Here is an 11290-nt window from a genome sequence, read left to right as displayed (position 1 = left end):
AGGGAGACGGCGCGGATTACGCACCGGGGACGTCGGCTTCCTCGAGTGGGCCCTCGTCGAGGATCACGGTCTCCCCGGCGGTCATCGAGTCGCCGGGGGTCACGGCGATGTCGTCGATGTCGACCGCGGGTGGGAAGAGCACGTCGACGCGGCTGCCGAAGGCGATGTGGCCGAGGCGGTCGCCGCGTTCGAGCGTCGCACCGGAATCGTGGTAGGGGTGAATTCGGCGAGCGAACGCCCCGGCGATGAAGGTGACGGTCGCCTCGCTGTCGGTCGGAAGCCGGTTCCTGGCGGAGTCTGGGTCAGTTCCGAACCGCACGTGAACGCGCTCGTTTCGATCGGAGTCCTTGGAGAAGGCGGGTTTGTTCGCGCCGGGGATGTGTTCGACGTCGGTGACCGTTCCGGCGAAGGGCGCGCGGACGACGTGGACGTGCCAGACGTTCATGAAGGTGCCGAGGCGGACGCGGTCGCCCTCCTCGCGCAGGACCGACACGGTGCCGTCGGCGGGGGCGACGACGCCGGTCGGCGGCGGCGTGCGCTCCGGATCGCGGAAGAAGGCGAGCGTTCCGACGCCGAGCGCGAGCGCGACGACGCTCGCCGTCACGCTGAAGACGAACGCGAAGGGCGCGGCGAGCAGCGGCACGAGGGCGTACTTCCAGGCTCCCGGCGCGAGGTTCATAACGGGAGAAGGCGAGCGAGTTGTATGGTCGTTACGGATGGACGTGTGCCCGAGTCACGGCGGTGTGGGTCACGCTACGTGCCCGCCCGAATCGCGAGTCGGATCCGGTTCGCAAAGACGTTCATCTCGCCCGTCGCGTGGGTGCTCTTGCTGATGAACGCGGAAACGCCGGCCGCGAGCGCCTCGTCGACGAGCGGCTCGAGCGAATTCCCGGTAAAGAGCACGAACGGAACCCCCTCCTCGGAGAGCGAGCCTGCGAGTCCGATGCCGGTCTCGTCGGGCAGTTCGTAACTCGAGACGACACAGTCGAACGTTCCCTCCGCGAGCGCGGTCCGCGTTGCGGCCGCCGTCGCCACCGCGTCGACCTCGAAGCCGTGTTCCTCCCGTAACGTCTTGCTGACGTGTTCCGTGAGGAACTCGCTGTCTTCGACGAGCAGAACGCTGTGAGATGGCATGTATGGTGGCAGTGACACAGGTTCGTCTAATAGTTCTTCTTGCAGATTCGGATCGTTCCGTCGGGAGACGCGTGAACTGAAACGAACGGTCCCGGTCAGTCCCAGAACGACTGCGTCCGCGCGTACTCCCGTTCCTTCGAGAGGATGTCGCGGTAGAACTCGTCCTCGTTCTCCCGCAGTTTGTTGATGATCTGGGCGGCGTTGTGCGGGCCGACGCCGCGGGCCGCCATCGCGACGACGGCCCGTTTACCGTGGCTCTGGACGAGGCTCGCAGCCCGAAACGCGCGCTGGGTCATCTCCGCCTGCTCCTCGTCTTTCTCTTCGGCGCGCACCGCCTGCACGACCTCGTCGGCCCACGGGTTCAGCGAGGCGATGCGCGTCGACCCGCACTCGGGACACTGGGGCTGGTCGCGAACGCGCTTGACCTTCGTCGTAACTTTCCAGTCCTTGCAGTGCGTACACAGCAGGATGATCCGGTCGTCCTGCAGGCGCTCCTTGACAGTCTCGATGACCCCCGCATCGGCGTTCTCGGGCGCGAGCAGTTCCTTCCCGCCGGAGGAACGGCCGCCCTGCCCGACCGGCGTCCGCCCGCGGTGGGTGACGAGTTCAATGGCACCGGACTGAACGCCGTCGAGAACCGCCGCCGCCCGCTCGATGTCCAGGTCCTCGTGGAACACCTCGCGGATCGACTCGTCGTACATCGGGGTGTCCTCGAGTGCGGCCAGCAGGCGGTCGTTCGAGAGTCGGCCCGAACCCTGTCCCTGCCAGCGCTTGAGCGCGCCGAACTTGGCGGAGACCTGCGCCAGCCGGAACGCGAGTGCATCCGAGTTCTTGAGCCCGAGTTCGACGATGGTCCCGACGTGCTCGGGGTCGGTCTCTTCGAAGACCTCGACGATATCGCTCGTCGCGACCGACGTGGGCACCTCGAGTTCGATCCGGTACGGATCGGTTTCGAGGCCGACCGAGGAGCCGGCCTGCTGACCGAGCAGCGACGAGAGGACCCGTCCGAGCGTTTCGTTCGCCGTGTGGCCGTAACAGGCGTTGATGACGATGGTCCGACCCTGGCGTTCGAGGACGATGCGGTCCGCGGTGGGCATCGGCATCGGCGACTCCGGATCGATCTGTCGTTCGAGTTGCGTACAGGCCTCGGTCAGCGTGAACTCGTCCGCGGGATACCGGCCGGCGAGTTCACGTCCGATGGCCCGCGCGTCCGCGCCCGCTTCCAGTTGCGGCTCGGTGACGGCGCGGATCTCGCCGACCTCCTGAGCGACCGCCGCGGGGACCGGAATCTCCTGGCCGATCCACGAGGGCACTTCGCCGGCGGGGTCCTCGATCGGGCTGACCTTGACGCGAGCTTCGTCGTCGTCGATTTCGGCGATGCGCCACATCTCGCCGCGCTGGACGAACACCTCGCCCGGCTGGGCGAAGTTGACGACGAACCGCTCGTCCAAGGTCCCGATCTGTGAACTCGAGGCGATGTCGTGGACCTCGTAGGTCTCCTCGTCGGGGATCATCGAGAGGTTGGCGTAGACGTACTGCCAGGTGCCGCCGGTGGTCTCGAGACGGTCTTCGCCCTCGTCGAACCAGACGATCCGGTTGCGGTGGAGTTCGCCGAGTATCTCGCGAAACGCCTCCGGCGCGAGGTCGCGGAACGGATACGCTCGGCGGACGGTCTCGTAGGCGTCGCGGACGTGCACCGAGCCGCGGCTCTGGACGAATCCCGGAATCTGGTTCGCGACCACGTCGAGGCTGCCCTCGTGGATACGCGCCGGTTCGACCTCGCCGTCGCGGGCGCGGCGGGCGATCGCCAGCGCTTCGAAGGTGTCGTCGGGTCGGGTGGTGACGATCGTGCCGCTCGAGACTTCGTCGCGTCGGTGCCCGGCGCGGCCGACTCGCTGGAGCAGGCGCGCGACTTGCCGCGGACTCTTGTACTGGATCACGTGATCGACGCGGCCCACGTCGATTCCGAGTTCCATCGAGGAGGTACAGAGCAGGCCGTCGAGGTCGCCAGATTTGAATCGGTCTTCGACGTCGATTCGGGCCTCCTTCGAGAGCGAGCCGTGGTGGACGCCGATCGGCAGGTCGAGTTCTTTGAAGCGCGAGCCCAGTGCCTCGGCGGTCTGGCGCGTGTTGACGAAGATGAGCGTGGACTCGTGTTCGTCGACGAGGTCGCGGATCAGGCGAACGTGACTCGCCGTGTCGGGTTCGGTCATCAGTTGCCCGGCGAGTTGCTCGTCCTCGTCGGTGATCTCGGGTTCGCGGACGGTGACATCGACGTTGCTGCCGACGTCGATTTCGCGAATCTCGCAGGGCCGGCCGCCGGTGAGGAACTGACCGACCTCGTCGGGGTCGCCGACGGTCGCCGAGAGGCCGATCCGCTGGAACTGCCCGGCGATGTCGCGGAGGCGCTCGAGCCCGACCGCCAACTGTGCGCCGCGTTTGGAGGCCGCGAGTTCGTGCACCTCGTCGATCACGACGTGGGAGAGGTCCGCGAGCGCGTCTCGAAGGCGGTCGCCGGTGAGCATCGCCTGGACGGTTTCGGGCGTCGTGATCAGCACGTCCGGCGGGTCCTCGGCCTGCTTGCTGCGCTGGTAGTCCGTCGTGTCGCCGTGGCGAACGTCGACTTCGAGGTCGAGGAACTCGCCCCACCACTCGAGGCGGTCTAACATGTCGCGGTTGAGCGCCCGCAGCGGCGTCACGTACAGCGCGCCGAATCCCTCCGGTTGGGTAGCGACGAGGTCGTCGAAGACGGGGAGCATGGCCGTCTCGGTCTTGCCACTCCCGGTCGGTGCGATCACGAGCGTGTTCTGACCGGCGGCAAGCGGCGGAATCGCGAGTCGCTGTGGTGCCGTCGGTGTCGAGAACCCGCGCTCGGAGAGCGCTCCGCGGACTGTCGCGCCGAGACGTGAGAAAGCCGCAACGTCCCCTTCGGTCATCGAACCCGTATAGGGGCGAGCGATGCATAAGAGCCACGTTCTCGACCGCGATTCACGCTCAGGTGACGGTACGGAGTGCCTAGACGTCGGTAACCGGCACATACCTACAACGGTCTATTCGGTATGCCGACGAGATGACAGCTCCACGCAGACGACTGTCACAGACCCGTACTAATCGACACCCGTTGACGGAAGCAGGTCCCGAATCGGCGAACTCATCCGGGCGAGCGAACGCGTCGCCGACGCCCACGATACCGCACTCGTCGCGGAGGCGATCGCTATGAGTCGTGACGCCCCGTCCGGACGTCGCGCGGTGCTCGTCGTCGGTATCTGCGCCCTTCTCGGCGCAGTCGCCGCCTTCGGCCCCGCCGGTGCCGCCGCGGCCGGAACCGGTTCCGACCCCGTGTCCGCAATTGCGCAACAGTACGTCTCCGAGGAGGAGTACGTCGAGGCCGTTCCGGAGCAAGGCGACCCGTACTTCGAGGCGGCGGCCGATGACGGGAGTTGGATCAGTTACACGAACCCGCGCGACGACTACCGCATGCCCTACCTCGGCGAGGGCTCCGGGAAGATGTGCGTCACGTTGGTCAACGAGGCCGGCCAACCCGTCTCCGGCGAATCGGTGCCGGACACGACCGTGACGATTCCCACCGGCGAGTCGCTCTCCTGGCACCAGGGAGCCGATCCGTTCACCGTCGAGTACCCGCTGACGGACAACTACAACCGCCCGATGGACGGGGATCAGTTCGGCACGAGCGAACTCCCGCAGGGTGACGGGTACCTCGACTCACACTGTGTCGAATGGCACGGACTCCCCGAAAACGAGACCGTCGAATACGGCGAAGTCGAAATTGGGGGCCCCCACGCGGACCAGATCGAACTCGTCGGCTACGTTCAGCAAGCCAACCAGGACTGGAAGTCGAACATCGATCCGCTCGAAGCAGCCGAACCCTACGAGGAAGCCGGCGGTAGCTGGACGTACACGCCCGACGGCTCGCACGGCGATATGGTCGCCGTGTTGCAACTCGATGGCGACGCGGACATCCCCGTCAACGAGACGGACGGCAACGCCGCCGACGGAACTGATACCGACTCCGATTCCAACTCCGGCGCTGGCGACGGCGACAGCAGCCCCGGTTCCACGAACGACACCGATACGGTCCCCGGCTTCGGAATCCTTGCCGCAGTCGGTGCGCTGCTCGCCGCTGTCGCGGTCCGCCGACGCGGATAGAAGCGAACCCGTAAAATCGATGATTCTTTGCTGATTGCCACGAGAGACCCGCCAATGACGAGCGACGACACGGATACGGATGCCGATTCCCCGCGCGTCCCGATCGTCTGTGACGCCTGCGAGACGACCTCTCGCGTCCCGCTTTCGGCCGTCGCCGACGCGGTCGAGCGACACAACACCCAACTGCACGACGGCGAGGCCGTCGCGGAGGTCGATCCGGATATCGCGGACCGAATCGCCGATCTGGTCGCGACCGAACTCGGGTTGCTCGACGAGACAGAGTGAGCATCGGGAGCGCAACCGAGACCGTTCGGGTCCGATCCGCGGCGACTCGTCGCTGCGAACCCGCCGCGAGATCGAAACCGAAGCGGTCAGTTCACACCGTCCGGTACGTGACAGAGACTTCTGCGCTCCGCTCTTACGACGCTCACGCATGTCCCGCACGACCTACACCTGCCACTGCGGCGCCGTTATCCAGTACAACCACGACCTCGAGAAAGAGCCCGGGACCGTCTCCCGAAACTGGAACTGCGCCGACTGCGGCACGCGCGTCCCTAATACGATCGCCGAGCGCATCCAGCACCAACACCCCTCGTAAATCGCTCGGGGTCGCGTCCCGAGGGTTCGTCTCGACCGAACCCGTTTCCGATCAGTTCTTTCTTGCCCGCAGAGTGCGTACAACGCGCCATGACAGCGGACGACGACTCCGACACCGAATCGGACGCCGAACCGGACACCGAACTGGCCGCCGACTGGATGGACCCCGCCGACGAGCCCATCCTGGAACTCCTGAGCCAGGACGAGTTCTTCATGCCGGACCAGATGGAGGACGAAAAGATCTGTCGGAGCCCGCACGCCGCCTACCGGTGTCGAGAACTCGCGAAACGGGATCTACTGACGAAACACGCGCCGGGAATGTACGACATTACCGAACTCGGTGAACAGTTCCTCGCGGGTGAGGTGGATCCGACCGAGATATCGGGACCCGAAGAGGAGGAGTCGGAGACGGGAGACGACGGCACCGACGAAGGCGAAGGGGAGGAGACCGACGAGACCGACGAGACGACAGCAGAATAGCCGGGCCTCGCCCCGATCAATCGCCGTCCGCCACGGTCACCGGGGCGTTCGCTTCGAGAAACGCGACCACCTCGTCACCGCCGAGAAATCCATCAGCGCGCGTTGCGATCGGTTCGCCCGCTCGAAAAAGCACCAGCGTCGGTACCGACTGAATCTCGAACCGATCGACGAGTTCGAGATCGTCCCGCGGATTCACCAGCCCAATGGCGACGGCTGTCGACCGCGCAACGTTGCCGAGTACTGGTCCCATCGCCTGACACAGCGGACAGCCCTCCGCGTAAAACTCCACGAGACTGCACTCGTGGCGCTCGATGAACGCATCGAGTTCGGCTTCAGTGTCGAGTTGAACCGGTGTGGCCGTGAACTCGGTCATAGTCGGTGACGGGGCTCCGCAGGGAAATCCATGCCGGACGCGGTATCACAACCATTCGTCAACCTGTGGCGCAACGTTTGCCACGGGATGTGCCACTCTCGGCTGAACTCGAATTGTTGTGGACAAACATCCACGAATCCATGTGTAGAAGGATATTCGCCCACAACAATAGAGTTTTAGTGGTGGGTATCGTGGATTGATTCGAGCAAAAGATGACGGACGGGAACCTGACTACGGCGGAACAGAACGTGTTAGACAAAATCGAGACGGAGGACGTCGATTTCCTCCGATTGCAGTTTACGGACATCCTCGGGACGGTCAAGAACGTCTCTGTGCCGGCACGTCAGGCCGAGAAGGCGTTTACCGAGGGCATCTACTTCGACGGCTCCTCGATCGAGGGCTTCGTCCGGATTCAGGAGTCGGACATGCGGCTGAAGCCGGATCCGGAGACGTTCGCAATCTTGCCGTGGCGCAACGACGAGAACAGCGCGGCGGCCCGGATGATCTGCGACGTCTACGACACCTCGACGGACGAGCCGTTCGAGGGCGATCCGCGCTACGTGCTCAAGAGCGCCCTCGACCGCGCCAAGGAGATGGGATACACGGTCAACGCCGCGCCGGAACCGGAGTTCTTCCTGTTCGAGGAGGACGAGGACGGGTACGCGACGACGACGACCAACGACGCCGGCGGCTACTTCGACCTCGCGCCGAAGGACCTCGCGAGCGACGTGCGTCGGGACATCATTTACGGCCTCGAGAGCATGGGTTTCGAGGTCGAGGCCAGCCACCACGAGGTCGCGGAGGGCCAACACGAGATCAACTTCGAGTACGACGACGCGCTGACGACGGCGGACAACGTCGCCACCTTCCGCACGGTCGTTCGCGCCATCGCCGCCCAGCACGACTACCACGCGACGTTCATGCCCAAGCCGATCCCGAAGATCAACGGCTCGGGGATGCACACCCACCTCTCGCTCTTTACGGAGGGCGGCGAGAACGCGTTCCACGACGAGGACGACGAGTTCGATCTGTCGGAGACGGCCCACTCGTTCCTCGCGGGGATTCTCGAGCACGCCCCGGCGATCACGGCGGTCTCGAACCCGACGGTCAACAGTTACAAGCGGCTGGTGCCGGGCTACGAGGCCCCGGTCTACGTCGCCTGGTCCGACCGCAATCGCTCGGCGCTGATCCGCAAGCCCGCGGCCCGCACGTCCGCGGCCTCGCGAATCGAAGCCCGCTTCCCCGACCCGTCCTGTAACCCGTACCTCGCGTTCGCCGCGCTTATCCACGCCGGTCTCGACGGTATCGAGAACGACCTCAACTGTCCGGACCCGGTTCGCGAGAACATCTACGAGTTCGACGAACAGAAACGCGAAGAGTACGGTATCGAAACGCTGCCGTCGAACCTCGGCGGAGCCGTCGACGCCTTGGAAGCGGACGACGTCATCTACGACGCACTCGGCGACCACGTCGCTCCGAAGTTCGTCGAAGCCAAGAGCCAGGAGTTCGAAGAGTACTTGATCGACGTCTCCCAGTGGGAACTCGATCGGTACCTCGAGACGTTCTAACCGTTCGCTCGCTGGTGTTCACCTCGCTATTTCGGCTGCGGGTTTCGGCTCGCGGATCTTCCGTCGTCTCACGTCTCGTCTTTCGATTTTCGACTCAGTATCGCGTTCCGACTCCTGTTGTGACCGCAAGATCCCCTCGCTATCGATGCGTGCCGGCGGTCAGCGTGCCTCGAACCCCCGAGTGGCGGAGACCGGGTGAAATTTCGGGACGGGCGCACAACCGCGTGCAATGAGCGAACGCGGCCGCCCACGGCCACCGGACGAACTCGATGACGAACTGGCTGTGGCACTCGAGGACAGAAACGGTGAGACGCTCCGCGCCGTTGCTGAGCATGCAACCGCACTCGCCGACTGGAAGGACTCGACTGCCGAAACACGGACCATGCTCGAAGGGGGTGACGACGCGGCGAGTGACCACGATGCTGCGGTGAACTCGGAGTCAGCTACGGACGGGGAGCATGCGCGCGGGGGTGGCACTGCCCAGCGTACTGCTGCTGCTGCTGCGGTCGATTCCGACGAGTTCCCCGTCGGCGTTCCAGCGCGTGCGAACGTCTCGCTGGTCGAAATCGCCGGTGAGACCTACCGGTACTACCAGTGGCGGGAGGACGACGAGATCAGGTCCGAGACCGAGCGGCTCCCGGCCGAGTGAGCGGCTTAGGCCTCGCCGTAGACCGGTACCGCAGCGCCGCTCGTGACCGTCGCGCCGTCGCTGCAGAGAAAAGCCATCACGTTCGCGATGTCGCTTGGATCGACCCACGAGTCGGAATCTGCATCCGACATCATCTCGCGGTTCATCGGCGTGTCGATCACGCTCGGCATCACGCAGTTGGCCCGGACGGTGCCGCGGTTCTCCTCGGCCAACGTCTCCGTGAGCAGGCGGATTCCGGCCTTCGTGATGCGGTACGGACCGTCGCCCTCGCCGCCCTCGAGTGACGAGCGTGCGCTGATGCTGACGATCGATCCCTCGGTTTCCTGAAGGTGCGGCAGGGCGTGCTTCGACGCGAGAAACGCCGTCTTCAAGTTGACATCGAGCAAGAGTTCGACGTCGTCGAGGGACGTCTCCTCGATGTGGTCACCGCCGCGCCAGGTACCTGCGATGTTCAGCAGGTGGTCGATCCGGCCGTGGTCGTCGACGATTCTGGAGACGAGTTCAGTGACGTCGGCTTCGTCGGTCAGGTCGGCCTCGTAGAACGCGAGGGCGGCCTCGTCGGCCGGGTCGCGGTCGAGCAGGCTGTCCTCGTCGTCGGGTGCGACGACATCGACGGCGCAGACGGTCGCGCCCGCTGTCCGGAACCGGTCGACGACGGCACTGCCGAGTGCACCGCTCGCACCGGTGACGACGGCGACGGTGTCCGTGAAATCGACCTCGAAGGCTGATTGTGGTGCCATGGATGTCCCTCCAACGTCGGTGACGATCAATACCGGGGGCGACGGGACGAAGTGCGTGATGACGGGTGCCTGCAAGCAACGGTCCGCTCAGGACGTTTCGATAGGTGGTAAGAGCACTTGCTCGAACCAGAAAGACGCCACCGTTTCGGCCAACGAGTCGAACTCGGCGGGGTCCGACGGCTTCGGGAGCGAGGCGTTCGCCGCGAGTTCGTAACTCTCGAGGACGGTCGCCGGGTCGTCTGCTGCCGTGAGTACGATCACGGGGAGCCGGACGAGTACCGGGTCCGCTTTGATCGCCTCTAGAAGCCCGTGGCCGTCGACGGACGGCTGATCGATATCGAGCAGGACGAGTGCCGGAAATGGGGTCGTCTCGTCTGTTCGGCGGCGCTCGAGTTCATCGAGTCCGACCGTCGTGTCGTCGAGAGCGGTGACACGAATATCGATTGTGAGATTCTCGAAGGCATCACGTATCGGCTGATCGTCGTTCGGATCGCCTCCAACGAGAAGGATTTCGAACGGTTCCGATCGTCGATCACTCATCGTTCAGCCACCACAGGAGGTACAACGTTGAGACTCCACAACGATACATGCGGGGGACACGTACCGATCTGTTCTCACGGGACTTGTTTAAACGTGGGTGCTAATTGATTTGGCCGAGCGACCGGCACGAACGTAATAGCGTTCACGTACCGCACGGGTTGCGTCGCAGCTATCGATCCGTAATCACAGCGCCGAGTCCGGCTCTCAGCGCACCGGGAACACGGAGAACAGAACGCTAAAGGTCACCACCCACATCACGTGGCTCGAATGCGACTGATTGCCCACCGTGGCTTCGCGTCGACGGCTCCCGAGAACACCGTCGCCGCCGTCAAGTCGGCTGCCCAGCATGCAGACGCCGTCGAGGTCGACGTCCGTCGCTGTCAATCGGGTGAACTCGTCGTTATTCACGACGCGACGATCGACCGCGTTACCGATGCGGTTACTGATACTGATACCGCTCCCGCTACCAGCGACGCCCCAGTCGCAACGAGCAGCCTCACGGAACTCAAAACGCATACCGTTCTCGGAACCGACGAGCGAATTCCGACCCTTGTGGAACTGCTCGAGGCGCTACCGCCGGGTCTCGAACTGCACCTCGAACTCAAGGAACGCGGCCTCGCGGCGGACGTGCTCGATGCGATCGACGGCATCGACAATCCCGTTCTCCTGACCTCGTTTCTCCCCTCGGAACTACGAGCGATTCGCGAACTCGAGCCGAGTCAATCCATCGGACTCCTCGTCAGCCGTCGGCTCGAGACGCCCGTCACGACCGCGGTCGAACTCGACTGCGACGTGATCGGTGCGAGTTACTGGCGCTGTCTGACGACGCGACTCGTTCCGCGAGCGAAGACGGTCGATCTCGAAATCCACGCGTGGCCGATCAAGCGGCGGCTTACGGCGGCGCTGCTCGGATTCCGTGGCGTCGACTGTGCGTCTGCGGATCGGCCGATTCGCGCGCCGCGTGTCGGGTTGAAGTGAGTCATACGGACTGCTGTCCGTCAATTCCGGCGCAATCGCGAACCGTCCTGCGGTCGCACCGGTA

Annotated in this window: 13 protein-coding genes; 7 read left to right on the top strand and 6 right to left on the bottom strand. The window is 64.7% G+C overall.

The genetic code is table 11. From position 1 onward, the window contains the following. Window positions 1-16: 16 nt before the first annotated feature. The 3 genes from C481_RS11805 to C481_RS11795 all read right to left on the bottom strand — a co-directional run bounded on the left by C481_RS11805 (window position 17) and on the right by C481_RS11795 (window position 4070). Window positions 17-679, bottom strand: a complete 663-nt coding sequence (locus tag C481_RS11805) for a protein sorting system archaetidylserine decarboxylase (protein ID WP_006109447.1) — start codon at window positions 677-679, stop codon at window positions 17-19. A 74-nt stretch (window positions 680-753) separates the two neighbouring features. Beyond that, a complete protein-coding gene (locus C481_RS11800; protein ID WP_006109446.1) occupies window positions 754-1134 on the bottom strand; it encodes a response regulator in 381 nt (126 codons plus the stop codon). Between the two features lie 95 nt (window positions 1135-1229). Then, window positions 1230-4070, bottom strand: a complete 2841-nt coding sequence (locus C481_RS11795) for a DEAD/DEAH box helicase (RefSeq protein ID WP_006109445.1) — start codon at window positions 4068-4070, stop codon at window positions 1230-1232. A gap of 280 nt (window positions 4071-4350) precedes the next feature. On the opposite strand from C481_RS11795, the gene C481_RS11790 reads away from it, so the two are divergent. The 4 genes from C481_RS11790 (at window position 4351) to C481_RS11780 (ending at window position 6378) form a co-directional block, all read left to right on the top strand. Beyond that, on the top strand, window positions 4351-5301 hold the full coding sequence (locus tag C481_RS11790; protein WP_006109443.1) for a hypothetical protein: 951 nt from the start codon (window positions 4351-4353) through the stop codon (window positions 5299-5301). 54 nt (window positions 5302-5355) lie between these two features. After that, window positions 5356-5586: a hypothetical protein gene (locus C481_RS11785; protein WP_006109441.1), complete on the top strand. Its 231-nt coding sequence runs from the start codon at window positions 5356-5358 to the stop codon at window positions 5584-5586. Window positions 5587-5734: 148 nt separating this feature from the next. Continuing rightward, window positions 5735-5899, top strand: a complete 165-nt coding sequence (locus tag C481_RS22210; protein WP_006109440.1) for a hypothetical protein — start codon at window positions 5735-5737, stop codon at window positions 5897-5899. Between the two features lie 89 nt (window positions 5900-5988). Next, complete coding sequence (locus C481_RS11780; RefSeq protein WP_006109439.1) at window positions 5989-6378, top strand: hypothetical protein; 390 nt, start codon at window positions 5989-5991, stop codon at window positions 6376-6378. Window positions 6379-6394: 16 nt separating this feature from the next. Here the strand turns inward: C481_RS11780 and C481_RS11775 are convergent, their stop codons facing one another. After that, the gene (locus tag C481_RS11775; protein ID WP_006109438.1) at window positions 6395-6751 is read right to left on the bottom strand and encodes a thioredoxin family protein; all 357 of its coding nucleotides are present in this window, start codon (window positions 6749-6751) and stop codon (window positions 6395-6397) included. Window positions 6752-6963: 212 nt separating this feature from the next. Between C481_RS11775 and C481_RS11770 the strand changes: the two genes are divergently transcribed. Beyond that, complete coding sequence (locus C481_RS11770; protein WP_006109437.1) at window positions 6964-8319, top strand: glutamine synthetase family protein; 1356 nt, start codon at window positions 6964-6966, stop codon at window positions 8317-8319. Between the two features lie 229 nt (window positions 8320-8548). After that, window positions 8549-8968 (top strand): hypothetical protein, encoded by a 420-nt coding sequence (locus C481_RS11765; RefSeq protein WP_006109436.1) that lies wholly within the window; start codon window positions 8549-8551, stop codon window positions 8966-8968. A gap of 5 nt (window positions 8969-8973) precedes the next feature. On the opposite strand, the gene C481_RS11760 is transcribed toward C481_RS11765, so the two are convergent. Both C481_RS11760 and C481_RS11755 read right to left on the bottom strand, forming a co-directional pair. Continuing rightward, window positions 8974-9708 (bottom strand): SDR family oxidoreductase, encoded by a 735-nt coding sequence (locus C481_RS11760; protein WP_006109435.1) that lies wholly within the window; start codon window positions 9706-9708, stop codon window positions 8974-8976. 87 nt (window positions 9709-9795) lie between these two features. After that, the gene (locus C481_RS11755; protein WP_006109434.1) at window positions 9796-10248 is read right to left on the bottom strand and encodes a response regulator; all 453 of its coding nucleotides are present in this window, start codon (window positions 10246-10248) and stop codon (window positions 9796-9798) included. A gap of 267 nt (window positions 10249-10515) precedes the next feature. Between C481_RS11755 and C481_RS11750 the strand changes: the two genes are divergently transcribed. Next, window positions 10516-11226, top strand: a complete 711-nt coding sequence (locus C481_RS11750; RefSeq protein ID WP_006109433.1) for a glycerophosphodiester phosphodiesterase — start codon at window positions 10516-10518, stop codon at window positions 11224-11226. Window positions 11227-11290: the final 64 nt, after the last annotated feature.

The sequence above is a fragment of the Natrialba asiatica DSM 12278 genome, from assembly GCF_000337555.1.
Classification (GTDB): Archaea; Halobacteriota; Halobacteria; order Halobacteriales; family Natrialbaceae; genus Natrialba; species Natrialba asiatica.
Note: the sequence above shows the minus strand (reverse complement) of the source record. Positions and strands in the feature narration are given on the sequence as shown.

Bases quoted from the DNA above. Each gene is read 5' to 3' on its own strand.
- C481_RS11805 (WP_006109447.1), bottom strand. From the start codon at position 679: ATGAACCTCGCGCCGGGAGCCTGGAAGTACGCCCTCGTGCCGCTGCTC.
- C481_RS11795 (WP_006109445.1), bottom strand. From the start codon at position 4,070: ATGACCGAAGGGGACGTTGCGGCTTTCTCACGTCTCGGCGCGACAGTC.
- C481_RS11770 (WP_006109437.1), top strand. From the start codon at position 6,964: ATGACGGACGGGAACCTGACTACGGCGGAACAGAACGTGTTAGACAAA.
- C481_RS11760 (WP_006109435.1), bottom strand. From the start codon at position 9,708: ATGGCACCACAATCAGCCTTCGAGGTCGATTTCACGGACACCGTCGCC.
- C481_RS11790 (WP_006109443.1), top strand. From the start codon at position 4,351: ATGAGTCGTGACGCCCCGTCCGGACGTCGCGCGGTGCTCGTCGTCGGT.
- C481_RS11750 (WP_006109433.1), top strand. From the start codon at position 10,516: ATGCGACTGATTGCCCACCGTGGCTTCGCGTCGACGGCTCCCGAGAAC.
- C481_RS11765 (WP_006109436.1), top strand. From the start codon at position 8,549: ATGAGCGAACGCGGCCGCCCACGGCCACCGGACGAACTCGATGACGAA.
- C481_RS11800 (WP_006109446.1), bottom strand. From the start codon at position 1,134: ATGCCATCTCACAGCGTTCTGCTCGTCGAAGACAGCGAGTTCCTCACG.
- C481_RS11780 (WP_006109439.1), top strand. From the start codon at position 5,989: ATGACAGCGGACGACGACTCCGACACCGAATCGGACGCCGAACCGGAC.
- C481_RS22210 (WP_006109440.1), top strand. From the start codon at position 5,735: ATGTCCCGCACGACCTACACCTGCCACTGCGGCGCCGTTATCCAGTAC.
- C481_RS11775 (WP_006109438.1), bottom strand. From the start codon at position 6,751: ATGACCGAGTTCACGGCCACACCGGTTCAACTCGACACTGAAGCCGAA.
- C481_RS11785 (WP_006109441.1), top strand. From the start codon at position 5,356: ATGACGAGCGACGACACGGATACGGATGCCGATTCCCCGCGCGTCCCG.
- C481_RS11755 (WP_006109434.1), bottom strand. From the start codon at position 10,248: ATGAGTGATCGACGATCGGAACCGTTCGAAATCCTTCTCGTTGGAGGC.